This window comes from Enterobacter sp. BNK-13, assembly GCF_048685015.1.
Lineage (GTDB): Bacteria > Pseudomonadota > Gammaproteobacteria > Enterobacterales > Enterobacteriaceae > Enterobacter > Enterobacter quasiroggenkampii.
On sequence record NZ_JBLQTP010000001.1, the window covers coordinates 4,393,554 to 4,418,875 of the forward strand.

General features: G+C 58.2%; 28 protein-coding genes. 17 read left to right on the forward strand and 11 right to left on the reverse strand.

Annotation, left to right across the window (positions count from 1 at the left end; genetic code table 11):
• The first annotated feature begins 33 nt into the window (after positions 1-33).
• Positions 34-1,122: a cellulase family glycosylhydrolase gene (locus ACMGGQ_RS21175; protein WP_045909372.1), complete on the forward strand. Its 1,089-nt coding sequence runs from the start codon at positions 34-36 to the stop codon at positions 1,120-1,122.
• On the opposite strand, the gene emrD is transcribed toward ACMGGQ_RS21175, so the two are convergent.
• From emrD to tisB, 4 genes are all read right to left on the reverse strand, one after another.
• Positions 1,025-2,209, reverse strand: a complete 1,185-nt coding sequence (gene emrD, locus ACMGGQ_RS21180; protein ID WP_032676063.1) for a multidrug efflux MFS transporter EmrD — start codon at positions 2,207-2,209, stop codon at positions 1,025-1,027. The genes ACMGGQ_RS21175 and emrD overlap by 98 nt on opposite strands.
• A 175-nt stretch (positions 2,210-2,384) precedes the next feature.
• Positions 2,385-3,218 carry an EamA family transporter gene (locus ACMGGQ_RS21185; RefSeq protein ID WP_420290465.1) on the reverse strand — a complete coding sequence of 278 codons (834 nt, stop codon included), beginning with the start codon at positions 3,216-3,218 and terminating at the stop codon, positions 2,385-2,387.
• Positions 3,219-3,280: 62 nt separating this feature from the next.
• The gene (locus ACMGGQ_RS21190) at positions 3,281-3,727 is read right to left on the reverse strand and encodes a GNAT family N-acetyltransferase (RefSeq protein WP_025910712.1); all 447 of its coding nucleotides are present in this window, start codon (positions 3,725-3,727) and stop codon (positions 3,281-3,283) included.
• Positions 3,728-3,791: 64 nt separating this feature from the next.
• Positions 3,792-3,881 (reverse strand): type I toxin-antitoxin system toxin TisB, encoded by a 90-nt coding sequence (gene tisB / locus ACMGGQ_RS21195; protein WP_008500146.1) that lies wholly within the window; start codon positions 3,879-3,881, stop codon positions 3,792-3,794.
• Between the two features lie 521 nt (positions 3,882-4,402).
• On the opposite strand from tisB, the gene ivbL reads away from it, so the two are divergent.
• The 9 genes from ivbL to nepI all read left to right on the forward strand — a co-directional run bounded on the left by ivbL (position 4,403) and on the right by nepI (position 13,521).
• A complete protein-coding gene (gene ivbL / locus ACMGGQ_RS21200) occupies positions 4,403-4,501 on the forward strand; it encodes an ilvB operon leader peptide IvbL (protein ID WP_057979964.1) in 99 nt (32 codons plus the stop codon).
• Between the two features lie 106 nt (positions 4,502-4,607).
• The gene (ilvB, locus tag ACMGGQ_RS21205) at positions 4,608-6,296 is read left to right on the forward strand and encodes an acetolactate synthase large subunit (protein WP_045907948.1); all 1,689 of its coding nucleotides are present in this window, start codon (positions 4,608-4,610) and stop codon (positions 6,294-6,296) included.
• Positions 6,297-6,299: 3 nt separating this feature from the next.
• The gene (gene ilvN, locus ACMGGQ_RS21210) at positions 6,300-6,587 is read left to right on the forward strand and encodes an acetolactate synthase small subunit (RefSeq protein ID WP_008500144.1); all 288 of its coding nucleotides are present in this window, start codon (positions 6,300-6,302) and stop codon (positions 6,585-6,587) included.
• 81 nt (positions 6,588-6,668) lie between these two features.
• On the forward strand, positions 6,669-7,262 hold the full coding sequence (gene uhpA / locus ACMGGQ_RS21215; RefSeq protein ID WP_022646555.1) for a transcriptional regulator UhpA: 594 nt from the start codon (positions 6,669-6,671) through the stop codon (positions 7,260-7,262).
• Entirely contained in the window at positions 7,259-8,764 is a 1,506-nt protein-coding gene (gene uhpB / locus ACMGGQ_RS21220; protein ID WP_420290466.1) for a signal transduction histidine-protein kinase/phosphatase UhpB, read from the forward strand. The genes uhpA and uhpB overlap by 4 nt, the downstream gene beginning before the upstream one ends.
• Complete coding sequence (locus tag ACMGGQ_RS21225) at positions 8,757-10,076, forward strand: MFS transporter (protein ID WP_420290467.1); 1,320 nt, start codon at positions 8,757-8,759, stop codon at positions 10,074-10,076. Before uhpB ends, ACMGGQ_RS21225 begins: the two co-directional genes overlap by 8 nt.
• Positions 10,077-10,208: 132 nt before the next feature.
• Entirely contained in the window at positions 10,209-11,600 is a 1,392-nt protein-coding gene (gene uhpT, locus ACMGGQ_RS21230) for a hexose-6-phosphate:phosphate antiporter (protein ID WP_039024528.1), read from the forward strand.
• A 175-nt stretch (positions 11,601-11,775) separates the two neighbouring features.
• On the forward strand, positions 11,776-12,228 hold the full coding sequence (locus ACMGGQ_RS21235; RefSeq protein ID WP_008500140.1) for a DUF1198 domain-containing protein: 453 nt from the start codon (positions 11,776-11,778) through the stop codon (positions 12,226-12,228).
• A gap of 102 nt (positions 12,229-12,330) precedes the next feature.
• Positions 12,331-13,521, forward strand: a complete 1,191-nt coding sequence (gene nepI / locus ACMGGQ_RS21240) for a purine ribonucleoside efflux pump NepI (protein WP_045907945.1) — start codon at positions 12,331-12,333, stop codon at positions 13,519-13,521.
• 55 nt (positions 13,522-13,576) lie between these two features.
• Here nepI and ACMGGQ_RS21245 read toward each other — a convergent pair whose 3' ends face one another.
• From ACMGGQ_RS21245 to ACMGGQ_RS21270, 6 genes are all read right to left on the reverse strand, one after another.
• A complete protein-coding gene (locus tag ACMGGQ_RS21245) occupies positions 13,577-14,482 on the reverse strand; it encodes an EamA family transporter (RefSeq protein ID WP_420290468.1) in 906 nt (301 codons plus the stop codon).
• A 134-nt stretch (positions 14,483-14,616) separates the two neighbouring features.
• Positions 14,617-15,996: a carbohydrate porin gene (locus ACMGGQ_RS21250; RefSeq protein WP_008500137.1), complete on the reverse strand. Its 1,380-nt coding sequence runs from the start codon at positions 15,994-15,996 to the stop codon at positions 14,617-14,619.
• A gap of 139 nt (positions 15,997-16,135) precedes the next feature.
• Positions 16,136-16,438, reverse strand: a complete 303-nt coding sequence (locus ACMGGQ_RS21255; RefSeq protein ID WP_008500136.1) for a PTS lactose/cellobiose transporter subunit IIA — start codon at positions 16,436-16,438, stop codon at positions 16,136-16,138.
• 5 nt (positions 16,439-16,443) lie between these two features.
• A complete protein-coding gene (locus ACMGGQ_RS21260; protein ID WP_045907942.1) occupies positions 16,444-17,820 on the reverse strand; it encodes a glycoside hydrolase family 1 protein in 1,377 nt (458 codons plus the stop codon).
• Positions 17,821-17,837: 17 nt separating this feature from the next.
• A complete protein-coding gene (locus ACMGGQ_RS21265; protein ID WP_008500133.1) occupies positions 17,838-19,166 on the reverse strand; it encodes a PTS cellobiose transporter subunit IIC in 1,329 nt (442 codons plus the stop codon).
• 11 nt (positions 19,167-19,177) lie between these two features.
• Positions 19,178-19,492, reverse strand: a complete 315-nt coding sequence (locus tag ACMGGQ_RS21270; RefSeq protein ID WP_008500132.1) for a PTS sugar transporter subunit IIB — start codon at positions 19,490-19,492, stop codon at positions 19,178-19,180.
• A 293-nt stretch (positions 19,493-19,785) separates the two neighbouring features.
• On the opposite strand from ACMGGQ_RS21270, the gene ACMGGQ_RS21275 reads away from it, so the two are divergent.
• Positions 19,786-20,736, forward strand: a complete 951-nt coding sequence (locus ACMGGQ_RS21275) for a LacI family DNA-binding transcriptional regulator (protein ID WP_008500131.1) — start codon at positions 19,786-19,788, stop codon at positions 20,734-20,736.
• Positions 20,737-20,786: 50 nt separating this feature from the next.
• Here ACMGGQ_RS21275 and ACMGGQ_RS21280 read toward each other — a convergent pair whose 3' ends face one another.
• Positions 20,787-21,083 (reverse strand): YicS family protein, encoded by a 297-nt coding sequence (locus tag ACMGGQ_RS21280; RefSeq protein ID WP_044597403.1) that lies wholly within the window; start codon positions 21,081-21,083, stop codon positions 20,787-20,789.
• A 141-nt stretch (positions 21,084-21,224) separates the two neighbouring features.
• On the opposite strand from ACMGGQ_RS21280, the gene ACMGGQ_RS21285 reads away from it, so the two are divergent.
• From ACMGGQ_RS21285 to ACMGGQ_RS21310, 6 genes are all read left to right on the forward strand, one after another.
• Positions 21,225-21,644, forward strand: coding sequence for a GNAT family N-acetyltransferase (locus tag ACMGGQ_RS21285; protein ID WP_045907941.1), 420 nt, complete (start codon positions 21,225-21,227; stop codon positions 21,642-21,644).
• Between the two features lie 129 nt (positions 21,645-21,773).
• Positions 21,774-22,040, forward strand: a complete 267-nt coding sequence (locus tag ACMGGQ_RS21290; RefSeq protein WP_045907940.1) for an antitoxin — start codon at positions 21,774-21,776, stop codon at positions 22,038-22,040.
• Positions 22,037-22,435, forward strand: coding sequence for a type II toxin-antitoxin system VapC family toxin (locus tag ACMGGQ_RS21295; protein ID WP_023293716.1), 399 nt, complete (start codon positions 22,037-22,039; stop codon positions 22,433-22,435). The genes ACMGGQ_RS21290 and ACMGGQ_RS21295 overlap by 4 nt, the downstream gene beginning before the upstream one ends.
• Before the next feature lie 139 nt (positions 22,436-22,574).
• Positions 22,575-23,375: a lipoprotein NlpA gene (gene nlpA / locus ACMGGQ_RS21300; RefSeq protein ID WP_420290469.1), complete on the forward strand. Its 801-nt coding sequence runs from the start codon at positions 22,575-22,577 to the stop codon at positions 23,373-23,375.
• A gap of 123 nt (positions 23,376-23,498) precedes the next feature.
• Entirely contained in the window at positions 23,499-24,278 is a 780-nt protein-coding gene (locus ACMGGQ_RS21305; RefSeq protein ID WP_045907939.1) for an MBL fold metallo-hydrolase, read from the forward strand.
• Positions 24,279-24,304: 26 nt separating this feature from the next.
• Positions 24,305-25,258 (forward strand): GlxA family transcriptional regulator, encoded by a 954-nt coding sequence (locus tag ACMGGQ_RS21310; RefSeq protein ID WP_048226748.1) that lies wholly within the window; start codon positions 24,305-24,307, stop codon positions 25,256-25,258.
• Positions 25,259-25,322 lie beyond the last annotated feature (64 nt).

Consider the following 25,322-nt stretch of genomic DNA (forward strand, 5'->3'; position numbering starts at 1 on the left):
CAGGTAATGCTTTCGATTTATCCAGGGTAAACCGTGTTAAAGCCTTTTATTGCCTGTGCATTACTGATCTCTTCCGGCTGGGCCATTGCCGCTGAGCCGCCGCTGACGGCCGCCCTTTATGCGCAGCAGCTGGGCGTCGGGATGGATGTGGACTGGGCGCGCACCGAGCGCGGCATACGTGAATTCGACCCGCTGGTGGTACGCGATTTTCGGGCTAAAGGCATTACCCACGTGCGCATCCGCGTCGCCGATGAGCCGACGGAAGCGCGGCTGATCCACCTGCGCAAGCTGGTGGAAGCCTGCGAGCAGTATGGCGTGATCCCGATAGTCGCGTATCAGGCTGATGAATATAAAAACGACCCGAAAGCCGATAACGAGAAAGAGACGGTCAACTGGTGGATTGCCGTGGCGCACTATTTCGGTCAGAGCTACCCGCTGCTGGGTTTTGACCTCATCTATGAACCGGCCGACAAGCTCAACCACAATCTGGCGTCGTTAAACCGCGTCTATGAAAAGACCATCAAAGCGATCCACGACATCGACCCACAGCGCATGATCTTCATTGCGCCGCGCCTGCGTGCCGCGCCGGAGGAGTTATCCAGTCTGAAGCTGCCCGCGCACAGCCAAAACTATCTGCTGGCGGAGTGGCATATTTTCCCGTGGGGGCCGCTGAAGAATGGCGGTAAATACCCGTGGACGTCCGGCACGGCGGCGGAGAAAGCGGCAATCCGTAACCGCATCAATGCCGCGCTGCACTGGCAGCAAAAAACCGGGCACGTTAGCTGGGTTGGGGGCTGGGGCGTGGGAGAATCAAGCCGCTTTACGCCAACCGCCTCGCAAATAGCGTTCGCTACCTTTATGGCCTGCGAGCTGCAAAAGGCGAAAATCCCGTATGCGCTTAACGCGGATTTCCAGTTTTACGACGGGGAAGAGGGCGCCTGGCGGCCTGCGCCAGAGCCGTTATTGCAGGCGATGATCGCCCCTGTCTGTGAAAAGCCCGGCGAGAAGCCGGGCCATCATGCGGTTAAACCGGCTGCTCGTGATGCGGGACACGCGACGCCAGCGGCAGCCAGCACAGTAAAATCAGCAGCCCCATCAGCGTCATCAACAGGCCCAAACTAGCCTGCCCGGTCTGCGGCATCATCGCTGAAAGCCAGGCCAGCGCGCCGGAACCGATGTTCTGCAAACCGCCCACCAACGCGCCCGCCGTACCTGCGAGGAACGGGAACGGCTCCATCGCGCCGCTGGTGGCGAGCGGGAACAGCATCCCCGCGCCAAAGAAGAACAGCGCCGCCGGGATGAGCAGCGTCCAGACGGTCATCACGCCAAACAGCCCTGGGATCCACATCATCAGACCCGCCAGCAGACAGCTGATCACCGACTGCCACATCAGGGTGGAGAAGCGTTTGTTTGGTCGCCCGGCAAACCACGCACCGAAGAACGCCGCCGGGATCGGCAGAATAAACAGAATGCTCACCACCATACTGCTCAGGCCAAGCCCCGCGCCCAGCAGCACGCCGGAGCAGGCTTCAAACACCGCGATACCCGCCAGGCCGCCAATCAGCATCAGCAGGTAGCAGGTGAACGCGCCGTTGCCGAACAGCGTTTTATAGCTGGCGATAAGCTTCGTGCGCGGCGCGTCCTGCGGGCGCGTTTCCGGCATCCAGCGCGCCATGCTGAAGGTGACAATCATGCAGAGCACCAGCAGGAAGGCGTAACAGGCGCGCCAGGACCACATCGTGTCCAGCAGGCCGCCGATCAGCGGGGCCAGCAGCGGGCTGACCAGAATGCCCATATTCAGCAGGCTGTTGGCATGGCGCAGCTGGGTCCCCTGATACATATCGCGCGGTAAGGTTCGCGCCATCACCCCGCCGACGCCGGTCCCGACGCCCTGCAGGGCGCTGGCGGCAATCAATACGGTCAGGTTATGGGTGGTCATCGCAATGACGGTCGCCACCATGAAAATGCTCATGCCCACCAGGATCACCGGGCGACGCCCGACGCGGTCGGAGAGCGGGCCGTAGAAGAGCTGCGAAACGCCATAGGTCAACAGGTAAGCTGCCATTACGCTCTGTACTGCGCCCTCGCGGACGTTTAATTCCTTTGCCATGTCGGCAATCGCCGGAATGTAGATGGTTTGCGCCATCTGACCGACGGCCACCAGTAACACCAGCATCAACAATAAGTTAACGTTCCGTTGCTTTTTCATGTCGCTGAATACTTTTGCCAAAAGAGAAAAATGAAGAATAAGTGACTGCGCATTCCCATAAATGCGCGAGGAATCTACCACAGCGAGATGACAATTTAAGCATTGTTGTGGTGAATGAAAAAAACGGTAAAGGCAGGATTTGTAAACAAGAACGGCAACTAATGTTGCCAGTGCTTTACGCCAGACGCAGCAGAATGGCGCCGCCGGCAATGCCCAGCGCCGCCGCGATGCGCAGGCCCGCAACCTTTTCTTTTAAAAGCAAAAATGCGATCAGCGCGCCAAAGAGTATGGAAGTTTCCCGCAGCGCCGCAACCACCGCCAGCGGTGCCTGCGTCATTGCCCACAGCGCCAGACCGTACGAGCCCATGGTGCCAACGCCGCCGAGCAGCCCCTTTTTCCAGTGCAGACGCAGGTAGCCGGATGCCTCGCGTCGACGCGCGAGCATCGCCCAGCCGAGCAGGCAGAAGCCGTTCATAAAGAAGGTCCACAGCGTATAGCCCAGCGCGGTGTCTGACAGCCGCACGCCGGTGCCGTCCACCAGGGTATACCCGGCGATAAAACAGGCATTCAGCAGCGCCAGCCAGATCCCCTTGCGCGACTGCATGCGCCCGTTCATCGCCATCGCCAGAATCGACAGGCAAATTACCCCAATGCCGGACCAGGCGAGCCAGGAGAGACGATCGCCAAGCGCCAGCATGCTGATCAGCGCCACCAGCAGCGGTGCGGTGCCGCGCATCAGCGGATAGGTCTGGCTCATATCGGAGACCTGATAGGTCTTTGCCACCAGCACGGTGTACACCACCTGTAAGGCGCAGGAGACTAACAAAAACGGCCAGCTTGCGGCAGAGGGCTGTGGAGAGAAGGGGAGCAGCACCAGGGCAATCAGCGTGGCGGAGCCGCTGACGCTAATCGCGGAATAGAGCTTGTCCGTTCCGGCTTTGACAATGGCATTCCAGCTGGCATGCAGCAGGGCGGCGAACAGCAAAATGCAGAATACGGTGATGGTCATGGCGTATCGGGTGATGAATTGTCACTCAACTGTAACATTCACGCCCTGAAGCTGCCAGCCGGTTACACCGCACAAAAAAGGCGGTGCGTCACCCGCGGTTCGTCCGAGACCAGCGTAAAACCTGCCCGGCGATAAAACCCGTAGGCAGCGTCCGGCGCATGGGTATTGAGGAAATCAAACCAGATGCTGGCATCGGCCATCACGACGGTTAAAAGCTGCTTGCCAATCCCCAGCCCGCGGCACTTCTCGCTGACGTAGAGATGGCGAATACGTCCGGCCCGCGGCTGCTGGCTGAACGGATCGCGGTTGAGGCCGCACACGCCCACCAGCTTGCCGTTAAGAAACGCACCTAACAGCTTTTCGCCCGGCGCGTTAAAGCGGTTCTCACCCCGCTGCCAGCTCTCTTCAAGCCTGCGCAGCATGTTAAAATTCAGTGCAATACTTTCCGCCTTCAGGGCGATATACCCCGGCTCATCAGGCGTAACAGGCTCAATTAACAGACGCGACATAGCATTCCCTCGTTATTAAAGAGGGGCGGTTGCCCGCCCCTCTCAGGTGCGACTTGAACCTGAATTACCGAACGAATTTCAGGACAGCATCAAGCAGTTGCAGTACTGCAACAATGAGTTTAAGGATAAGTATCACCATATCCACTACGCTCATACGCGTCTCCTTTTGGTTAAAAGGAGCACGATGCTGGCGTACCTTTCCGCCGCCTGTTGCCAGCACCTGGATTGACGTAACACAGTGTGCTCACTTCAGGGGTTAAGGCACTGACGGCACCACCCGTTTCAGCCAGGACTTCGTTGCGCCGGTAGAACTGCGGCCCCCTCGCTCACTGCGAACACCCTCAGTATAGATAAATACTGTATGTATGAACAGTATTTTTTGGACAAAAATCGAAAGGCGATCCATACTCAAAAACGTCAAAATCCGTGCCGGAATTGCGCGTTCGTCTTCGATCGCGTATACTTTTTGCGTTGACGTAACACAGTGTGTTCTGCGGCGACCAACCGCAAAACCCTGATAAAAACCTCGCTTAGGCGGGGTTTTTTGTTTTCATCATCCAACAAACGAAACGTGATCCCTGGCGCATTTTTGCGCAGATGAAAAATTTTCCATTGTCACGCCCGAAAACCTGTGTTTGTATAAATTCAATCAATGATTCCAAACACAGGTCCCCAATGACTTCATCCATCTTCACTTCGACCCTACTAAAAACTGCGCAACCAGCCGCAGTGGTCGTCGTGCGTGTGGTGGTGGTCGTCGGCAATGCGCCGTAGGGACTGGATCAACACACGAATCCAAAACCCCGCCGGCGCAAACCGGGCGGGGTTTTTCGTTTAGGACCCTCCCCGGAAAGTCGGCTCAGAAGAAAAGGACTGGAGCATGGCAAGTTCGGGCACAACATCCACCAAGACGCGTTTTACCGGCGCGCAACTGATCGTTCATCTGCTGGAGCGACAGGGCATTACCACGGTTGCGGGCATCCCCGGCGGCACGGTGCTGCCGCTGTACGATGCGTTAAGCCAAAGCACGCAGATCCGCCACGTGCTGGCACGCCACGAGCAGGGGGCAGGCTTTATCGCTCAGGGCATGGCGCGCACGCAGGGTAAACCGGCGGTCTGTATGGCCTGCAGCGGCCCGGGCGCAACCAACCTGGTCACCGCCATCGCCGACGCGCGCCTCGACTCCATTCCGCTGATCTGCATTACCGGCCAGGTGCCGTCTTCGATGATCGGTACCGATGCGTTCCAGGAAGTGGATACCTACGGCATCTCTATCCCCATCACCAAACATAACTATTTAGTTCGCGACATCGCCGAGCTTCCTCAGGTTATCAGCGATGCGTTCCGCATTGCGCAGTCTGGCCGCCCGGGCCCGGTGTGGATAGACATTCCTAAGGATGTCCAGACCGCAGAAATTGAGATCGACGTTCTGCCTGAACCGGGCGAGCGTGCCCCCGCGCCAGCATTTAGCGCGGAGAGCGTGCGCGACGCCGCCGCCATGATTAACGCCGCCAAACGTCCGGTGCTCTATCTGGGCGGCGGGGCGATCAACGCCGCGGATGAAATCCGCCAGTTTGCGGAAAAAGCCAACCTGCCGACCACCATGACCCTGATGGCGCTCGGCATGCTGCCAAAAGCGCACCCGCTGTCCCTGGGGATGTTGGGCATGCACGGCGCGCGCAGCACCAACTACATCCTGCAAGAGGCGGATTTGCTGATTGTTATGGGCGCGCGTTTTGATGACCGGGCGATTGGCAAAACCGAGCAGTTCTGTCCGAATGCGAAAATCATTCACGTGGATATCGATCGCGCCGAGCTGGGTAAAATCAAGCAGCCGCACGTGGCGATTCAGGGCGACGTAGCCGAAGTGCTGGCGCAGCTGATCCCGCAAACCGACGCGACCGATCGCGCCGACTGGCGCCAGCTGGTGGCCGATCTGCAGCGCGAGTTCCCGGGCGCGATCCCAACTGAAGGCGATCCGCTGAGCCACTATGGCCTGATCAACGCCGTGGCCGCCTGCGTGGACGACAGCGCGATTATCACCACCGACGTGGGACAGCATCAGATGTGGACCGCCCAGGCCTACCCGCTGAACCGTCCACGCCAGTGGCTGACCTCCGGCGGTCTGGGAACCATGGGCTTTGGTCTGCCTGCAGCAGTTGGTGCGGCGCTGGCGAATCCGGACCGCAAGGTCATCTGCTTCTCCGGCGACGGCAGCCTGATGATGAACATTCAGGAGATGGCGACCGCAGCCGAAAACCAGTTAGACGTGAAAATCATCCTGATGAACAACGAGGCGCTGGGGCTGGTGCACCAGCAGCAGAGCCTGTTCTACAAGCAGGGCGTGTTTGCGGCGACCTATCCGGGGATGATTAACTTTATGCAGATTGCCGCCGGCTTTGGCCTGCACACCTGCGATCTGAACGCGGAAGAGGATGCCCACGCGGCGCTGCAGGCGGCGATCTCGCGTCCGGGCCCGGCGCTGATCCACGTCCGTATCGACCCTGAACAAAAAGTGTATCCGATGGTGCCGCCGGGTGCGGCAAATACTGAGATGGTGGGAGAATAAGCCATGCAGAAACAACATGATAACGTCATTCTGGAACTCACCGTCCGCAACCACCCTGGCGTCATGACTCACGTCTGCGGGCTGTTTGCCCGCCGGGCGTTTAACGTGGAAGGCATTCTCTGTTTGCCGATTCAGGGCAGCGAGCACAGCCGCATCTGGCTACTGGTGAACGATGACCAGCGTCTGGAGCAGATGATGGCGCAGATCGACAAGCTGGAGGACGTCACCAACGTGGCGCGCAACCAGTCCGATCCCACCATGTTTAACAAAATTGCGGTGTTCTTCGAATAGATCGCTTAAGGTAGGCGTCTTTCGCTCTTGTAGGCCGGATAAGCGCAGCGCTATCCGGCATTTCAGACCGCAGGAACACACATGACCACCATCGCCCTTATCGACGACCACCTTATCGTCCGCTCTGGCTTTGCCCAGCTTCTCAACCTCGAACCGGATTTCCAGGTCGTGGCCGAGTTTGGCTCCGGTCGCGAAGCGCTGGCGGGCCTGCCGGGGCGCGGGGTGCAGGTCTGTATCTGCGATATCTCCATGCCCGACCTCTCCGGGCTGGAGCTGTTAAGCCAGCTGCCGAAAGGGATGGCGACCATTATGCTCTCGGTCCACGACAGCCCGGCGCTGGTCGAGCAGGCGCTCAACGCGGGCGCGCGCGGGTTCCTCTCCAAACGCTGTAGCCCGGACGAGCTGATTGCCGCCGTGCGCACCGTCTCCACCGGCGGCTGCTACCTGACGCCGGATATCGCCATCAAGCTGGCGGCCGGACGACAGGATCCGCTCACCAGACGTGAGCGTCAGGTGGCTGAGAAGCTCGCGCAGGGGATGTCGGTAAAAGAGATTGCCGCCGAGCTGGATCTGTCGCCGAAGACCGTGCACGTCCATCGCGCCAACCTGATGGAAAAACTCAACGTCAGCAACGACGTCGAGCTGGCGCGCCGCATGTTCGACAGCTGGCAATGAGTCCCGTGTTTTCGCGGCTGATCGCCGTCGTTGCGAGCTTTTTTATCTTCTCTGCCGCGTGGTTCTGCCTGTGGAGCATCAGCCTGCATCTGGTGGAACGTCCTGAACTGGCGGTGCTGCTCTTTCCCTTCGGCCTGCGACTGGGGTTAATGCTCCAGTGCCCGCGCGGCTACTGGCCCGTTTTGCTGGGTGCAGAGTGGCTGCTGCTGGTCTGGCTGGCGCAGGAAGTCGCTCTGGCGCATCTGCCATTATTGATGACCGGAAGCCTGCTTACGCTTCTCCCGGTTGCGCTCATTTCCCGCTACCGTCACCAGCGCGACTGGCGCACGCTGCTGCGCCAGGGGGCGGCGCTGATTGCCGCCGCGCTGCTGCAGTCCCTGCCGTGGGTTGGCGATAAGGAGTTGCTCAACGCGCTGCTGCTCACCCTCACCGGCGGCTTGACGCTTGCGCCGACCTGCCTCGTTATCTGGCACTATCTCTCCAGCACCGTCTGGCAGCCGCTTGGTCCGGGGCTGGTGTCCCAACCGGTGAACTGGCGCGCCAGGCATCTCATCTGGTATCTGCTGCTGTTCGTGGTGAGCCTCTGGCTTCAGCTGGGTCTACCTGCCGAGCTTTCACGCTTTACGCCGTTTTGCCTGGCGCTGCCGATTATTGCCCTGGCCTGGCACTACGGCTGGCAGGGGGCGCTGATCGCGACCCTGATGAACGCCATCGCGCTGATTGCCAGCCAGACCTGGCACGACCATCCGGTGGATCTGCTGCTCTCGCTGCTGGCCCAGAGCCTGACCGGGCTGCTGCTCGGGGCGGGTATTCAGCGTCTGCGCGAGCTGAACCAGTCCCTGCAAACCGAGCTGGCGCGCAACCGGCGTCTGGCTGAACGCCTGCTGGAGACCGAAGAGAGCGTGCGGCAGGAGGTCGCCCGCGAGCTGCACGATGATATCGGCCAGACGATCACTGCCATCCGCACCCAGGCGGGCATTGTCCAGCGTCTGGCGGCGGAAAACGCGGGCGTGAAGCAGGGCGGAGCGCATATCGAGCAGCTTTCACTGGGCGTGTATGACTCGGTGCGACGCCTGCTCGGCAGGCTGCGTCCGCGCCAGCTCGACGACCTGTCGCTGGAGCAGGCGGTGCGTTCCCTGATGCGCGAGATGGAGCTGGAAAGCCGCGGCATTGTCAGTCATCTCGACTGGCGAATTAACGAATCTGTGCTGAGCGAAGGCCAGCGCGTAACCCTTTTCCGCGTCTGTCAGGAAGGGCTGAACAATATTGTTAAACACGCCAATGCCAGCGCGGTCACGATCCAGGGCTGGCAGCAGGACGAACGCCTGATGCTGATAATTGAAGACGATGGCTGCGGCCTGCCGCCGGGCTCCGGCCACCAGGGCTTTGGCCTGGCGGGCATGCGCGAGCGCGTCAAGGCGCTGGGCGGCACGCTGAACCTCTCCTGCACCCACGGGACGCGCGTCAGCGTCAGCCTGCCGCTACGGAGTTATCATGTTTAAAACCCCTGCCAGCGCCGCGCCGATTGGCGACAAAGCGGAAATCGACGCCCGCTACCGCTACTGGCGTCGCCATATTCTGATCGCCATCTGGCTCGGCTACGCGCTGTTCTACTTTACCCGCAAAAGCTTCAACGCCGCCGCGCCGGAAATTCTCGCCAGCGGCGTGATGACGCGCACCGACATCGGCCTGCTGGCGACGCTGTTTTACATCACCTACGGCCTGTCGAAGTTCTTCTCCGGCATCGTTAGCGATCACTCCAACGCGCGTTATTTCATGGGCGTAGGGCTGATCGCCACCGGGGTGGTGAACATCCTGTTTGGTTTCTCTACCTCGCTGTGGGCCTTTGCCCTGCTGTGGGCGCTTAACGCCTTCTTCCAGGGCTGGGGTGCGCCGGTCTGCGCCCGCCTGCTCACGGCGTGGTACTCGCGCAACGAGCGCGGCGGCTGGTGGGCCGTCTGGAACACCGCGCACAACGTCGGCGGGGCGCTGATCCCGATGGTAGTGGGTGCCGCGGCGCTGCACTACGGCTGGCGCGCGGGGATGATGATTGCCGGTGGCCTGGCGATTGTCGCCGGGCTGTTCCTCTGCTGGCGCCTGCGTGACAGGCCGCAGACCGTGGGCCTGCCTGCGGTGGGCGACTGGCGGCACGACGAGATGGAGATTGCCCAACAGCAGGAGGGCGCGGGGCTGACCCGCAAGGAGATCCTCACCAAATATGTGCTGAAAAACCCCTACATCTGGCTCCTCTCGCTCTGCTACGTGCTGGTCTACGTGGTGCGCGCGGCCATCAACGACTGGGGCAATCTGTACATGTCCGAGACGCTCGGCGTGGACCTGGTCACTGCTAACTCGGCGGTCACGATGTTCGAACTGGGCGGGTTTATCGGCGCGCTGGTGGCGGGCTGGGGCTCGGATAAGCTGTTCAACGGCAACCGCGGCCCGATGAACCTGATTTTTGCCGCCGGGATTTTGCTCTCCGTCGGCTCGCTGTGGCTGATGCCGTTCGCCAGCTACGTTATGCAGGCGGCGTGCTTCTTCACCACCGGCTTCTTCGTCTTTGGCCCGCAGATGCTCATCGGCATGGCGGCGGCAGAGTGCTCCCACAAAGAGGCGGCAGGCGCGGCGACGGGCTTTGTCGGGCTGTTTGCCTACCTCGGCGCATCGCTCTCCGGCTGGCCGCTGGCGCGGGTCATCGACATCTGGCACTGGAGCGGCTTCTTCGCGGTGATCGCCATCGCGGCGGGAATTTCCGCGCTGCTGCTGCTGCCGTTTTTACATGCCCAGGCCCCGCGTGAAGCCAGTGTGATGTGATGCGCCTCACCTTTTCACCCCGAGTGGTGCAAAACTAAGAAATTTTCCCGGTTTTACCTGGACGCTGTCTCAGGCATCTCTCCCGGCTGATTTTTACAATGCTGCAAAAATCAGCTCAGGAGTAAATCAACCATGCTGGCCTTCTTAAATCAGGTGCGCAAGCCGACCCTGGATCTGCCGCTCGACGTGCGGCGCAAGATGTGGTTCAAACCGTTCATGCAGTCCTATCTGGTGGTCTTCATCGGCTACCTGACCATGTACCTGATCCGCAAAAACTTTAACATCGCGCAGAACGACATGATCTCCACCTATGGGCTGAGCATGACGCAGCTGGGGATGATTGGCCTGGGCTTCTCCATCACCTACGGCGTGGGGAAAACTGTCGTTTCCTACTACGCGGACGGCAAAAACACCAAGCAGTTCCTGCCGTTTATGCTGATCCTCTCCGCCATCTGTATGCTCGGCTTCAGCGCCAGCATGGGCGCAGGGTCCGTTAGCCTGTTCCTGATGATCGCCTTCTACGCCCTGAGCGGTTTCTTCCAGAGTACCGGCGGGTCGTGCAGCTACTCCACCATCACCAAATGGACGCCGCGCCGCAAGCGAGGGTCGTACCTCGGCATGTGGAACATCTCCCATAACCTCGGCGGGGCGGGTGCGGCAGGCGTGGCGCTGTTTGGCGCAAACTACCTGTTCGACGGCCACGTCATCGGTATGTTTATCTTCCCGTCGATTATCGCCCTGATTGTCGGCTTTATCGGCCTGCGCTTCGGCAGCGACTCCCCCGAATCCTACGGCCTCGGCAAAGCTGAAGAGCTGTTCGGCGAGGAGATCAGCGAAGAGGACAAAGAGACCGAAGAGAACGAGATGACCAAATGGCAGATCTTTGTTGAGTACGTGCTGAAAAACAAAGTGATCTGGCTGCTCTGCTTCTCAAACATCTTCCTCTACGTGGTGCGCATCGGCATCGACCAGTGGTCTACCGTGTACGCCTTCCAGGAGCTGAAGCTCTCTAAAGAGGTGGCGATTCAGGGCTTCACCCTGTTTGAAGTGGGGGCGCTGGTCGGCACGCTGCTGTGGGGCTGGCTCTCCGACCTCGCCAACGGCCGTCGCGCGCTGGTGGCCTGCATCGCGCTGGCGCTGATTATCGCTACCCTCGGCGTCTACCAACACGCCAGCAACCAGTACGTTTACCTCGCATCCCTGTTTGCGCTCGGCTTCCTGGTGTTTGGTCCGCAGCTGCTGATCGGCGTGGCGGCAGTGGGCTTCGTCCCGAAAAAAGCGATCGGCGCCGCCGACGGGATCAAGGGCACCTTCGCCTACCTGATCGGCGACAGCTTCGCCAAGCTGGGTCTGGGAATGATCGCCGACGGCACGCCAATTTTCGGCCTCACCGGCTGGGCGGGCACCTTCGCGGCGCTGGATGCAGCTGCGATCGGCTGTATCGTCCTGATGGCGATGGTTGCCGTACTGGAAGAACGTAAAATTCGCCGTGAGAATCGTGCGCAGAAATTAAAAACAGCCTGAGTGTGCAGGTAACTTCTTTGCCCGGTGTGTGATGCCGGGCTTTTTTATTTCCGCCGACGGCATTAATACCTTATCCCCCGTTCTGCAACGTCTTTTCAGTGCACTATTCTGGTTCTGCCCGCTGTTGACGCCGTGCGTTTCCCGCTATGATGAGCGGCTAGTCAAAGGAGAACGCATGGTCTGGATAATGCTGGCAACGCTTGCAGTGGTGTTTGTGGTGGGATTTCGCGTCCTGACCTCAGATTCCCGCCGCGCCATCAAACGTTTAAGCGAGCGTCTGGGCATCACCCCGATGCCGGTCGAGTCGATGATCGATCAGTTCGGTAAAACGCCGGGCAATGAGTTTATCCGCTACCTTGAGCGCCCCGACGAGGCGCATCTGCAAAACGCCGCACAGGTGCTGCTGATCTGGCAGGTCTGCATTGTCGACGGCAGTGAAGAGAACCTGCACACGTGGCACCGCCTGCTGCGTAAAGCCCGCCTGGCCGCGCCGATCACCGATGCGCAAATTCGTCTGGCGCTCGGCTTTATGCGCGAGATGGAGCCCGATCCGCAGGAGCTGAACGCCTTCCAGCTGCGCTATAACCAGCTCTTCCTGCCGGAAGAGGGCGTGTTTTACCTGCACTGATCTCCTCTAAAAACCACAAAAGTTGTCTAAACGTTAAATTCGTCACACTTTTGATGATAAACTGCGCGACTTTTCCGCACGTTTTTATCTTCAGGTGACGCCATGACAGAACATATTCAGCCCACGACCCGACCGCAGACCAGCGAGGTTTCACGCCCCAACTGGTCGGCCGTTTTCGCCGTGGCATTCTGCGTCGCCTGCCTGATTACCGTTGAGTTTCTGCCGGTGAGCCTGCTGACGCCGATGGCGCAGGATCTGGGCATTTCCGAAGGCGTGGCGGGGCAATCCGTTACCGTCACCGCCTTTGTGGCGATGTTTGCCAGTCTGTTTATCACCCAGGTGATTGGCACCATCGACCGCCGCAAAGTGGTCATTCTGTTCAGCGTACTGCTGACGCTCTCCTGCCTGCTGGTCTCCTTCGCGGAAAGCTTTACCCTGCTGCTGCTGGGGCGCGCCTGTCTGGGGCTGGGGCTCGGCGGCTTCTGGGCGATGTCCGCCTCGCTGACCATGCGCCTGGTGCCTGCGCGCACCGTGCCGAAAGCGCTGTCCGTCATCTTTGGCGCGGTCTCTATCGCGCTGGTGATTGCCGCGCCGCTGGGCAGCTTCCTCGGCGGGATTATCGGCTGGCGTAACGTCTTCAACGCGGCGGCGGTGATGGGCCTGCTCTGCGTTATCTGGGTGTGGAAGGCGCTGCCGTCCCTGCCGGGCGAAGCGGCGCACCACAAGCAAAACATGTTCAGCCTGCTGAAGCGCCCCGGCGTGCTGGCGGGAATGACCGCGATCTTTATGTCCTTTGCCGGGCAGTTTGCCTTCTTTACCTATATCCGCCCGGTGTATATGACCATGGCGGGCTTTGACGTCGACGGCCTGACGCTGGTGCTCCTGAGCTTCGGTATTGCCAGCTTTGTCGGCACCTCTCTGTCGTCCCAGTTCCTGAAGCGCTCCCTGAAGGTGGCGCTGGCGGGGGCGCCGCTGGTGCTGGCAGTGAGCGCCACGGTGCTGGTGCTGTGGGGCAGCGATAAGTGGGTCGCGTCTGCCATTGCGATTATCTGGGGCTTTGCCTTTGCGCTGGTGCCGGTGGGCTGGTCGACGTGGATCACCCGCTCGCTCGCCGATCAGGCGGAAAAAGCCGGGTCGATTCAGGTGGCGGTGATCCAGCTGGCAAACACCTGCGGCGCGGCGATTGGCGGCGTGGCGCTCGACCACCTGGGGCTGACGTCACCGCTGGTGATTTCCGGCACGCTGATGCTGTTGACCGCGCTGCTGGTGGCAGGGAAGGTTAAAGCCAAGTAGTCAATTTTCCCCTCGCCCCTTTGGGGTGTACAGTCCGGGATGAGGGGACATCAGGCTACGCCGATTTCCCCACCCGTCTTCTTGAATCCATCGAAATCAGCACCACCGACGACACGATTAGCAGCGTCCCCAGCCAGTCCGGCAGGGTAAACGCCACGCCCAGCAACATCACCGACAGCAACGCGCTGCTCAGCGGCTCGGCGCAACTCAGAATGCTCGCCTTTGGCCCGCCGATCATCTGCGCGCCTTTCAGATACAGGCTGAACGTCAGCGCGGTGCCGATCACCACCAGATAGAAAAACGCCAGCAGCAGGCTGCCGTCAATGACGAAGGTCGTCCCGCGCCCGGCGTAGAACGGCGTCAGCATTAACCCGGCAATCAACATACTCCAGCCGACAATCGGCAATGTGCCGTAGCGGGCAATCAGCGTTGACGGATAGGTGGTGTAAAACGCCGCGGCAAACGCCGAGGCGATGCCAAAGAACAGCGCGGCTGGCGAGATGGAGAGCGAGGTTGGGTCGCCGTGGGTCACCAGCAGGAACGTCCCGACAAGCGAGGTCACAATTGCGGACAGAACAAACACGCCGGGGCGCGTTTTCCGCGCCAGCGCGAACCACGCCACGATAATGGTTGGCGACAGAAACTGCAGCACGGTGGCGGTAGCGGCGTTGGATTTTTCAATCGTCAGCAGAAAGGTGAGCTGCACGGTGAGCGCGCCGACCAGCGAGAAAAACAGCAGGCTGAGGGCGTCTTTGCGATGCTTGATGACCGAGAAAATCTTGTCGCCGTGAACGAAGGAGAGCGTCAGGAGGATCACGCCGGTAAACAGCAGGCGAACCATGGTCAGGTAAGGCGAAGAAATGTGGCTTTTCTCCATGATGTACTGCGCGCAAACGCCGGAACTGCCCCATAAAACGGCGGCGATCAGGACGTTCAGCATCCCTTTACGTGTGGAACCCATTTTCTCCCCTGCTATGTTGATTTTTTTCTAGCATAACATGGGATCTTGCCGGGTGGCGCTGCGCTTACCCGGCCTACAAAACCTTGTAGGCCCGTGCAAGCGCAGCGCCGCCGGGCGAAACAAACGACGCTCTACTAGAACCACGCCTCCCACATTGCGCCGACGTTGAAGTCGTCGAGCGTCTCGTCTTTGGTGTTGTTCACGCGCGCGGTGCGTGCGTTATCCACTTTGCCGCCGGTCACGTAGAAGCGCAGCATCGGACGGAACTCTGGCCCCATGGCGATAGACATGTTCTGCGACAGGGTCAGCTTCCAGCCCTTGTTGTCGCCGCCGTTATCATAGTCAACGTGCTGCCAGCCTGCTTCCAGCCAGGTGGAGTGAACGTCGTTCCACCAGTGCATCGGGCGCACGATGGCATTGTAGTTCTTACGGTTGTCGGTCTTATCGCGGCTGTTGTCATAGTCGTGGAAGGCGAGGATGTACTCCACCTGCGTGGCCTGGGTGAATTTATACAGCCCTTCGAAGCTGGCGTAGACCGTGGTCAGATCCTCGGTTTTGTTGAACACGCTGTTGTCCGCGTTATCGGAGTAGCGGGCGATCACCTTGTTCACGCCGCTGTCGTTGGTGTGGCTCAGCACCACGCCGCCCTGCCAGGCGTTCAGACGCTCGTCGCTCTCCACCGCTTTCGAGTCAAAGCCGTAGTTGGCGTACAGCTCCAGATCCAGCGGACCGAGCTTCATGCCGTGGATTTTAGACGTCGCGGCGTAGTTGCCTTTGTCGCCCGTACCGGAACCGCCGGTACAGGTGATACGCGACGGGTTCGCTTCGTCTTCCATCACTTCCGGGCTACAGGATTCCACCGCCGCCACGGCGGCGACGTCAAACTGCACGCCGCCGATGTCGAAGTTCTTCACCCCGGCGCCCTGGCCGTCGTGGTTCATCCAGAAGTAATCGTTGATGCCCTGCTGCGGACGCTGGTGGAAGTCACGACCGGCCCAGAAGTAGGCGTTCGGGTTGGAGGCCATAATATTGGTCACCCCGGCGTAGGCCTTTTTCAGGTTAACTTCGTCGCCCCAGTGGTCGATCATCACGTTGATGTCCCAGATGGCGCCGTTTTCGCCCTTGAAGGCTTTAGAGAGCTGGAACTCGCCGCCGTTGCCTTCGTTACCCAGACGACCAATCGCGGACGCGCCGTTGTAGGAGCCATCGACAGCCACGTATTTCTGATCGGCGGCCTGGAAGTGCGCGCCGTAGCGGGCGTAGCCGGTAAATTTAATCCCGAACGGAATCGCCATGTCCGGGGATTGCGCCGCGCTTTGCGGCTCGGTCACCACGTCCGCTTTTTTCGCGACGGCGGCATCCATTTTGGCCTGGCGCTCGGCCAGGGCTTTATCCACCGCTTTCGCCACAATGGCGTCGATTTGCTCCTGGGTGAATTCTTGTGCGAGCACGGAAATTGGGCAAAGCGCGGCGATAACCGCCATGGTTAATGGAAGTTTTTTAATCGTATTCATGGTTATCTCAATATAGTTTAATTTTATTCAGACAATAACCATCCCGCTCCGATCTGACAGAATATGTCGCTATCATCAGAACAAGTGGATTTCTATTTTTTAGGTGCAGAGGTATTGCATTAATTTATTTCGCCATAGACTATCTCTGATATAAATGAATAATTTCTTCAGACAATTCACGCGCTAATAACGAATTCATTAAATGATCCTGCGCGTGCACCATAATTAAGGTCATCGGCTGGCGGGCTTCGCCTGCGTCCTGCTCGATCAGTTTGGTCTGCATCTTGTGCGCCTGGCGCGCATAGCCGTCGGCTTCGCGCAGCAGGCTTTTGGCTTCGTCAATGTTGCCCTGGCGCGCCGCGTGCAGCGCCTCAAAGCACAGGCTGCGGGACTGGCCAGCATTGACGATAATTTCCATAACGGCTTCTTCTAATGCGATCATTATCATTACTCTTTTTCAAAACTATTATTTAAGGCGGTGGTGGCAAACCACTCTCCGCTTTTCTTAATGGTGCGCTGCTGCGTCTCCAGATCGAGCTGGATAAATCCGTAGCGATTTTTATAGGCATTGCACCACGACCAGTTATCGATAAATGTCCACATATGGTAGCCAAGGCAATTACACCCTTCGCTAATGCCTTTATGCAGCCAGGTTAAATGCTCAGAAATAAACTCAATGCGGTATTGATCGTTAATCTGGCCATTTTCAATAAAGCGCTGCTCGTTTTCGACGCCCATCCCGTTTTCAGAAATAAAGCAGCGGGGGTTACCGTAATTGTCGCGCAGGTTAATCAGAATATCGTAGATACCTGGCGCATAGATTTCCCAGCCGCGGTAGGGGTTCATCTTGCGGCCCGGCATCTCGTAGCTATCAAAGAACCATTCCGGCATAAACGGCGCCTGCGGGTTCACCGCGCTGTCGCGGCACTTCACGCGACGCGGCTGATAGTAGTTAATGCCGAGCAGGTCGATTTTCCCTTCCGCAATCAGGAAACCGTCTTCCGGCTTGCAGGCGGGCAACTGGTCGTAAGATTTCAGCAGCGCCACCAGGTCGGCCGGATACTCCCCGCGCAGCACCGGGTCGAGGAAGCTGCGGTTAAACATCAGGTCCGCAACGTGCGCCGCCTTCACGTCCGCCGGGTTTTGCGAGCGCGAATACGACGGCGTCAGGTTCAGCACAATGCCGATCTCCCCCGCGTAATGCCCGGCGCGGTAGGCCTGAACTGCCTTCGCATGCGCCAGCACCGTGTGATACGCCACGGTGGCCGCCCGGCGGAAATCCACCACGTTCGGATAGTGGAAGTCGTACAGATAACCGCCTTCCACCGGCACGATCGGCTCGTTGAAGGTAAACCAGTGCAGCACGCGGTCGCCGAACAGCTCGAAGCAAATCTGCGCATAGCGGGCGTACGCGTCCACCACGTCACGGTTTTCCCAGCCGCCTATCTCCTGCATCGCCATCGGCATGTCGAAATGGAACAGGGTGATGAACGGCGTGATGCCCTGTTCATTCAGTTCATCAATGACCTGATGATAAAAATCGACCGCGTCCGGGTTCACTTCACCGATACCGTCGGGGATCAGGCGCGCCCAGCTAATCGAGGTGCGAAAGCTGTTGTGGTTCAGCTGTTTCAACAGCTGAATGTCCGTTTTCCAGTGCTGATAAAACGTGGAGGTCTGCTGCGGCCCCACGCCGTTGTGAAAACGGTTCGGCTCGCGGGCAAACCAGTAATCCCACGTGGTTTCACCCTCTCTTGCCCCTTCCGTCTGGAGAGCGGAGCTTGCGCTGCCCCACCAGAAGTTATCGGGAAATGCGTATTTCATGACCCTTCCTCTTTGACTTAATTACTTGTGGCTTCAGCGGCACCCACGGTTGCAGCCTGGGCTTTCTGCTCTTCGTTTTTAATCAGCGTACGCTCATAGGCGCGCAGGAACGGCAGGTACATCAGCGCCGACATCACCATGCAGACCAGGCACATCACCACCGGGCTCAGCGCCCAGTTCGCCGCCCACGAGGCGCCAATCGGTGCAGGGGTAGTCCACGGGGTTAACGAGACGACCTGCGCCAGCCAGCCGAGCTTAGTTGCACCGTACGCCAGGCAGGCGTTGACCAGCGGAACGCACACGAAAGGGATAAACAGCATCGGGTTCATGATGATCGGCGCACCGAACAGAATCGGTTCGTTGATGTTAAAGAAGCTCGGCACCACGCCCATTTTGCCGATGGTGCGCAGGTGGGTAACGCGGCTGCGTAGCAGCAGGAACGCCAGCGGCAGGGTGGAACCGACGCCGCCAATCAGCAGGTAGTGATCCCAGAAGCCCTGCAGGTAAACGTGCGGGAGCGCCGCGCCTGCGGCCAGTGCCGCCTGGTTTGCCGAGAGGTTGGCCATCCAGAACGGGTTCATGATGCCGGTGACAATCAGCGAGCCGTGGATACCGGCAAACCAGAAGATCTGGCACAGCAGCACGGAGAGCAGAATGGCGGGCAGGGAGTCAGACGCGGACACCAGCGGCTCCAGCAGGTGCATGATTGCCTGCGGGATAATCATCCCGGTCTGCGCTTCAATGAACAGGTTCAGAGGATGCAGTGTGCCGATCACCACCATCACCGGGATCAGGATCTCAAACGAACGTGCCACGCCGGTGGGCACTTCCTTCGGCAGGCGGATGGTGACGTTGTTCTGCTTCAGCCAGGCATAGACGCGGGTGGCGTAGATCGCGGTGATCAGCGCGGTGAAGATGCCCTGACCGGAGAGATACTGGGTCGAGATTTTGCCGTCGGCATACGGTGCGGCGACCAGCAGGAAGGCCATAAAGGCCAGCAGGCCGGACATCACCGGGTCGAGGTTAAACTGACGCCCCAGGCTCGCCCCAATCCCCACCGAGATGAAGAAGGTCATCACGCCCATGCTGAGGTTAAACGGCAGCATCAGCTGTTCGCGGTAGGTCTGGGAGAAATCCAGCCAGCCGCGGGCGAAGCTGTTGGTGGTATCCGCCGAAAACGGTGGGAAGATGAACACCAGCATAAACGAGCCGATGATCATAAACGGCAGCGCGGCGGTAAAGCCGTCGCGGATGGCAATCACATACTTTTGCTGACCGAGCTTCGCGGCCAGCGGGGTGATTGACTGCTCAATCACCGCGACCATGGATTGATATAACGAACTCATGTGAACACCTTTTAGTGTGCCGCTTCGATGAGCGACAGAGCAAAGTCCAGTACTTTATCGCCACGCTGCATGCCGTAGTCCATCATGTCGATGGGCTGCACCGGAATGCCATGCGTCGCCGCCTTGTCTGAGAGTGTCTGTAACATGTATTTCACTTGCGGTCCGAGAAGTACCACCTGGTATTGCGGAAACTGCGTATCAAATTCGGAAACACCGTACGCATCAATCTTCACCGGCAAACCACGTTCTTTCGCGACATCGACCATTTTGCTGACCAGCAGGCTGGTGGACATCCCGGCAGAGCAGCACAGCATAATCTTGAACATCGACAACCATCCTCTAAATGTAAAAAGTTATTGCGAGGATGATTGGACATGATACGGAAACCGGTTTCCATTCATAAAAGACAGAACTGTGACAACCATCAAGATCCAATACTTATGAGGCTAATTAACCGGATGCAGGTCACATAATTTGGCTGTTTTGACATCATTTTGAGTGGAAACGGAAAATCGGTTTCCATGGAAAACGGAAACGGATATACTCCGTTCTGGCTATAATGTGAGCCGAAGCGGTCATGGAATTTGCAGGCGCGAGGTAAGCCTGCCAGGGGAAAGAGATGTCGACAATCAATGATGTATCACGTCTTGCCGGGGTGTCTAAAGCCACGGTATCGCGAGTGTTGAGTGGGTCGCGTGGCGTAAAGGAAGCCAGCCGTCAGGCCGTACTGAAAGCGGTGGATGAGCTGAACTACCGGCCTAACGTGATTGCCCAGTCGCTGCTGAGCCAGTCGACGGGCTGTATCGGGGTGATTTGCGCGCAGGAAAATATTAACCAGACCACCGGTTATCTCTACGCGCTGGAAAAACAGCTCAGCCAGCATCAAAAACACCTGCTGCTGCGCTTCGCGCACAGTAAAGCGGAAGTGATGCACGCCCTTGAAGAACTCTCTCGCGGGCTTTGCGATGACATCCTGGTGATTGGCGCGCGTTTCCCGCTGGACGTCGATATGGACAACGTCATCCTGGTCGACTGCATGGAGTCTGATAATTCCAACAGCATTCAGTTCGATCACGCCTTTGCCGCCGAAACCGCCTGTAACTACCTGACCAGCCAGGGGCGACGGCAGATTGCCCTGATCCACCCGCACGGCAGCGGGTTTGCCGACCAGGTTCTGCTCGGCTACAAGCACGCGCTGGAGAAAAATTTCCTGCCCTTTAATCGCAACCTTGTGTTCATGGACGCGACCTCCTCGTCCGTTGCGCTACAGGAGCTGCTGAATAACGCCAGCACGCTGAACTTCAACGCACTGCTGGTGGCGGACGAGCAGGAAGCCCAGCGGGTGATCCCGCAGCTGCAGGCATTTAATAAATCCGTTCCAGACGACATTATGGTCTTTAGCCTGGCGGGATCGCTGCACCTGCCGGGTATTCCGGTGATCCCGGCGATTGAATATTCAATGGATGCCATGGCGGCGCGTATCGTGAGCTGGCTGACGGAGAAAACGCAGATGCTCGGCTCGTATGTGCTGCGCGGGGATTTAATTATTCCAGACGTGCGTAAGCGTTAAAAATATTGTGTAGGCCGGGTAAGGCGCAGCCGCCACCCGGCAAGCAGCATTCAATAATCTTCCATACAATCCACTTGGCCAATCGCCGCCCAGTAGGCGTCCAGGTTGTCGCGCTTCACGGCGGTAACGGCATTTTTGATCAGCAGCTGATTGGCCTCTGACGACAAAATCATCGCCTGCCAGGCCTTATCGCTCTGCTTTTTCTGTGGCGTACAGGTTTTCTTTATATCTTTCATGACCTGCTGCTTAATCTGCGCTTCTTTCGCCGGATCCTCCTTTTCCTGAGCATGGACAAACGCGGCGAAGAGCAGACAAACCAGCAGGCAGACCAGATGCGCAGCTTTCATCAACAACCCCCATTAGAAGTCACAGGCTTCCCATGAAATATATCGTTACATTCAGTGTAGCGACGCCAGCCGAAAGTATGAATTTTCTCCACGATGCGTGTGTGAGATAGTGAAACGGCACAGATAACAAGGAGAAAAAATATGCACCTGAGCATTACTGATAATGTTACGACGCAGGAGAAAGAGGAGTTACTGACGGGGCTGAGGGCTTTTAACGGAAAGTTTCTCGATCTGACAAATTTTAGCGGCGATGTTGGCGTTTACGTGCGTGACGAAAATGGCGTGATGCTAGGCGGGTTAATCGGCGTGCGCAAAGGCGACTGGCTGAATATTGATTATCTCTGGGTGAGCGATACCGTACGCGGAACCGGCGTGGGCAGTCAGCTCATCAGAACGGCCGAAGAAGAAGCCAGGCGCAAAGGCTGCAAGCACGCGCTGGTCGATACCGCCAGCTTCCAGGCGCGTCCGTTCTATGAAAAGCAGGGGTACCAGCTGCAGATGTCTTTGCAGGATTATCCGTACCCGGGCATGCAGCGACATTACCTGGCGAAAGCCCTTTAAGCCCGTTTCTGTCATTATGCATTCTGCTATTTATTGCGAGCCGCTTTCCTAATTTAAAACGTGTTGCTTGTCTTCTTTTCGGGCCCTGGCGCATGCTTTGGCCTCGTTAAGTCATCCATGGAGATAGCAATGGAACGCACAGCAAAACTATTCAAAAAGGGTCAGAATCAGGCCGTTATGCTGCCTGCTGAATTCGCGTTTGATGCGGAGAGCGTCTACATCCGACGGGATGAGGAGGGGAATGTCGTTTTGGCGGCAAAACCTGTTCGAATAAAGAGCTGGGATAATTTTCTCCGCATGCTGGCAGAAACGGACGTACCAGATACGTTTTTGAGCAAGGAGGAACGCAATCAGAGTGTTACGACAAGAGACCCTCTGGATGGAGCATGCTCATGAGACATATGCTGGATACGAATATTGTGAGTCACTTGTTTAAACGACACCCGGAGGTTGTAAGCAGAATGACATGTCTGGCGCCGGGTGACGTTTGTATCTCAAGCATTACCGAAGCGGAATTGCTGTATGGTGCTGACAAGAAGAAAAGCAGTAGATTGAAAGAAACAATCCGGGAGTTTCTCAATACCATCACGATTTGCGACTGGGACAGCGACGCCGCAGCAACGTACGGTGAACTCCGTGCAACCCTGGAAAAGAAAGGGAAAGTGATGGGGGATCTCGATCAACTGATCGCTGCACATGCTATCAGTCGGGGAACAACGATTGTTACTAACGATCGTGCATTCAGAATGGTGCAGGAGCTTGCCGTCGAGGACTGGACGACAACGTTGTGATCCCTGATGCCCGGTGGAGCAGCGTCACCCGGCCATACCCGCATATAACCGATCCTTCTTATTGATTCTTTTTCGGTTTTTATTTCCCCGCCTCGTTGTCGATATAGTCACTACAACATTCAGCAAAAGGAACTGTCTTGTGAAACGTCGATTGGGTGCTCTGGTACTGGCTGGCCTGCTGCTGGCAGGGTGCGATCAAAGTGGCAGCGATGCCAAACACATTAAAGTCGGCGTCATCAACGGCGCCGAACAGGACGTGGCGGAAGTCGCCAAAAAGGTGGCAAAAGAGAAATATGGCCTGAACGTGGAGCTGGTGGGCTTCAGCGGCTCGCTGTTGCCTAACGATGCCACCAACCAGGGGGAACTGGATGCCAACGTCTTCCAGCATCGCCCGTTCCTTGCAGAGGATAACAAGGCGCATGGCTACAAGCTGGTGGCCGTGGCGAACACCTTTGTCTTCCCGATGGCTGGCTATTCCCGCAAAATCAAATCCGTGTCTGACCTGAAGGACGGCGCAACCATTGCCATTCCAAACGACCCGACCAACCTTGGCCGCGCGCTGTTGCTGCTGCAAAAAGAGAAGCTCATCACCCTGAAGCCAGATACCGGGCTGCTGCCGACGGCGCTGGATATTACCGCCAACCCTAAGCAGCTGAAAATCATGGAGCTGGAAGGGGCGCAGCTGCCGCGCGTGCTGGACGACCCGAAAGTGGATGTCGCCATCATCAGCACCACCTATATTCAGCAAACCGGGCTTTCGCCAGTGCATGACAGCGTCTTTATCGAAGACAAAAATTCGCCGTACGTGAACATCGTGGTGACGCGCGAAGACAACAAAGACGCGCAGAACGTGAAGGAATTTATCCAGTCGTATCAGTCCCCTGAAGTAGCGAATGCAGCGGAGACGATCTTTAACGGCGGGGCGGTGCCGGGCTGGTAAAAGCACCCGCATAAAGCACGGTGACGTAAATTGGCCCGATTTCATCGGTAATCGCTCTTTAACCCACAGCGTGCCGCGCGACGGCTGGCTATCCTCCTTATCACACCAACCGGAGGATAGCCCATGAACATCACCCACATTCGCAACGCCACCCAACTGATTACCTATGCCGGAAAACGTCTTTTAGTCGACCCGATGCTGGCCCCACAGGGCGCTTATCCGGGCTTCCCTGGCACGGCCCATGCCGAACGCCGCAACCCGACGGTCGAACTCCCCGTTGACGTCAACGCGCTGCTGGACGCCGACGCGGTGATCGTCACCCATACCCATGACGATCACTGGGATCGCGCCGCGGCGGAACTGATCGCCAAAGACAAACCGATCTACGTACAAAATGACCGCGACGCCGCACTGCTGCGCAGCCAGGGGTTTAGCAACCTGACGGTCATGACCGACGAGACCACCTTCGGCGAGATTCGAATTGCGAAGACCCACGGCGGCCAGCACGGTACCGATCGCGCATACGCCGTGCCCGAACTGGCGGAGCGGCTGGGCGAGGCCTGTGGCGTGGTGTTGCGTCATCCTGATGAGAAGACGCTTTATATTGCCGGGGATACCGTCTGGCGTGACGAGGTGGCGGCCGATCTGCAAAAGCACCAGCCGGACGTGGTGGTGCTGAACGCTGGCTATGCCCACGTCATTGGTTTTGGGCCCATTATTATGGGGCAGGAGGATGTGCTCAACGTCCATTTCCTGCTGCCGCAGGCTAAAATTGTGGCGATCCATATGGAAGCCATTAACCACTGTCTGTTAACCCGCAGCGCGCTGCGGGAGTACGTTGAAGCCAACCAGGTGAGTGACGCAGTGAGCATTCCCCAGGATGGCGAAACCGTTATATTCTGAGTGACTGAAAGGGAAAGGAGAGACAGATGTCGCTAATCAACGTCGCGATTGTCGCGGTAGACGGGTTCAGCCCGTTCCACTACTCCGTTCCCTGCATTCTGTTTGGCGACTCGGTCTCCGGAGAAAAGCGCTTTAACGTGACGATCTGCGCCGAAACGCCAGGATTTCTCACCTCAAAAGACGGATTTGCTCTCAACGCCACGCAGGATTTTACCGCCATTGGGCAGGCCGATATTGTTGTCGTTCCTTACTGGCAGCACGTTCTTGAACGCCCGCCGCAGTCGCTGCTCGACAGCCTGGTGCAGGCGAGAGACCACGGTGCGGAAATCGTCGGGCTGTGTCTGGGGTCGTTTGTGCTGGCCTGGGCGGGGATCCTCGACGGCAAACGTGCGGCCACCCACTGGGAGTTCGAACGTCAATTTCAGTCGCTCTTCCCGAACGTTCAGCTGGATATTAATGCCCTTTACGTGGATGACGGCAATATCATTACCTCTGCCGGGACTGCCGCCGCGCTGGACTGCTGCCTGTATATCATTCGTCAGCGCTTTGGCAGCGTGGTTGCCAACCAGATTGCCCGTCGGATGATTGTTCCGCCCCACCGCGAGGGCGGACAGGCGCAGTTCATCGCCCAGCCGGTACCCAAAGATACCCGCGACGGACGCATTAACTGTCTGATTGACTACCTGCAGCAGCACATCACCGAACCGCATAGTCTGGACTCGCTGGCGGACGTGGTCTCGATGAGCCGCCGCACCCTGACCCGTCATTTTGTTAACGCGACGGGGATGAGCGTTACCGACTGGCTGACCGCCGAACGCCTGCGGCGCAGCCAGATCTTACTGGAAGCCGGAAATATGCCGATTGAACGCGTGGCTGAGCTGGTGGGATTTAATTCCGCCGTCACCTGGCGACAGCAGTTTAAAGCGCGTTTTGGGGTGAGTCCCGCAGAGTGGCGAAAAACTTTCCGTCTTCACAGCTAGTGTATTCGGGCTAACTCAAGATTTAAGGCTTAGTTAAATTAGTTCGTATTTTTTCTTAATACCC

Bases quoted from the DNA above. Each gene is read 5' to 3' on its own strand.
- emrD (WP_032676063.1), bottom strand. From the start codon at position 2,209: ATGAAAAAGCAACGGAACGTTAACTTATTGTTGATGCTGGTGTTACTG.
- ACMGGQ_RS21185 (WP_420290465.1), bottom strand. From the start codon at position 3,218: ATGACCATCACCGTATTCTGCATTTTGCTGTTCGCCGCCCTGCTGCAT.
- ACMGGQ_RS21190 (WP_025910712.1), bottom strand. From the start codon at position 3,727: ATGTCGCGTCTGTTAATTGAGCCTGTTACGCCTGATGAGCCGGGGTAT.
- tisB (WP_008500146.1), bottom strand. From the start codon at position 3,881: ATGAGCGTAGTGGATATGGTGATACTTATCCTTAAACTCATTGTTGCA.
- ivbL (WP_057979964.1), top strand. From the start codon at position 4,403: ATGACTTCATCCATCTTCACTTCGACCCTACTAAAAACTGCGCAACCA.
- ilvB (WP_045907948.1), top strand. From the start codon at position 4,608: ATGGCAAGTTCGGGCACAACATCCACCAAGACGCGTTTTACCGGCGCG.
- ilvN (WP_008500144.1), top strand. From the start codon at position 6,300: ATGCAGAAACAACATGATAACGTCATTCTGGAACTCACCGTCCGCAAC.
- uhpA (WP_022646555.1), top strand. From the start codon at position 6,669: ATGACCACCATCGCCCTTATCGACGACCACCTTATCGTCCGCTCTGGC.
- uhpB (WP_420290466.1), top strand. From the start codon at position 7,259: ATGAGTCCCGTGTTTTCGCGGCTGATCGCCGTCGTTGCGAGCTTTTTT.
- ACMGGQ_RS21225 (WP_420290467.1), top strand. From the start codon at position 8,757: ATGTTTAAAACCCCTGCCAGCGCCGCGCCGATTGGCGACAAAGCGGAA.
- uhpT (WP_039024528.1), top strand. From the start codon at position 10,209: ATGCTGGCCTTCTTAAATCAGGTGCGCAAGCCGACCCTGGATCTGCCG.
- ACMGGQ_RS21235 (WP_008500140.1), top strand. From the start codon at position 11,776: ATGGTCTGGATAATGCTGGCAACGCTTGCAGTGGTGTTTGTGGTGGGA.
- nepI (WP_045907945.1), top strand. From the start codon at position 12,331: ATGACAGAACATATTCAGCCCACGACCCGACCGCAGACCAGCGAGGTT.
- ACMGGQ_RS21245 (WP_420290468.1), bottom strand. From the start codon at position 14,482: ATGGGTTCCACACGTAAAGGGATGCTGAACGTCCTGATCGCCGCCGTT.
- ACMGGQ_RS21250 (WP_008500137.1), bottom strand. From the start codon at position 15,996: ATGAATACGATTAAAAAACTTCCATTAACCATGGCGGTTATCGCCGCG.
- ACMGGQ_RS21255 (WP_008500136.1), bottom strand. From the start codon at position 16,438: ATGATCGCATTAGAAGAAGCCGTTATGGAAATTATCGTCAATGCTGGC.
- ACMGGQ_RS21260 (WP_045907942.1), bottom strand. From the start codon at position 17,820: ATGAAATACGCATTTCCCGATAACTTCTGGTGGGGCAGCGCAAGCTCC.
- ACMGGQ_RS21265 (WP_008500133.1), bottom strand. From the start codon at position 19,166: ATGAGTTCGTTATATCAATCCATGGTCGCGGTGATTGAGCAGTCAATC.
- ACMGGQ_RS21270 (WP_008500132.1), bottom strand. From the start codon at position 19,492: ATGTTCAAGATTATGCTGTGCTGCTCTGCCGGGATGTCCACCAGCCTG.
- ACMGGQ_RS21275 (WP_008500131.1), top strand. From the start codon at position 19,786: ATGTCGACAATCAATGATGTATCACGTCTTGCCGGGGTGTCTAAAGCC.
- ACMGGQ_RS21280 (WP_044597403.1), bottom strand. From the start codon at position 21,083: ATGAAAGCTGCGCATCTGGTCTGCCTGCTGGTTTGTCTGCTCTTCGCC.
- ACMGGQ_RS21285 (WP_045907941.1), top strand. From the start codon at position 21,225: ATGCACCTGAGCATTACTGATAATGTTACGACGCAGGAGAAAGAGGAG.
- ACMGGQ_RS21290 (WP_045907940.1), top strand. From the start codon at position 21,774: ATGGAACGCACAGCAAAACTATTCAAAAAGGGTCAGAATCAGGCCGTT.
- ACMGGQ_RS21295 (WP_023293716.1), top strand. From the start codon at position 22,037: ATGAGACATATGCTGGATACGAATATTGTGAGTCACTTGTTTAAACGA.
- ACMGGQ_RS21305 (WP_045907939.1), top strand. From the start codon at position 23,499: ATGAACATCACCCACATTCGCAACGCCACCCAACTGATTACCTATGCC.
- ACMGGQ_RS21310 (WP_048226748.1), top strand. From the start codon at position 24,305: ATGTCGCTAATCAACGTCGCGATTGTCGCGGTAGACGGGTTCAGCCCG.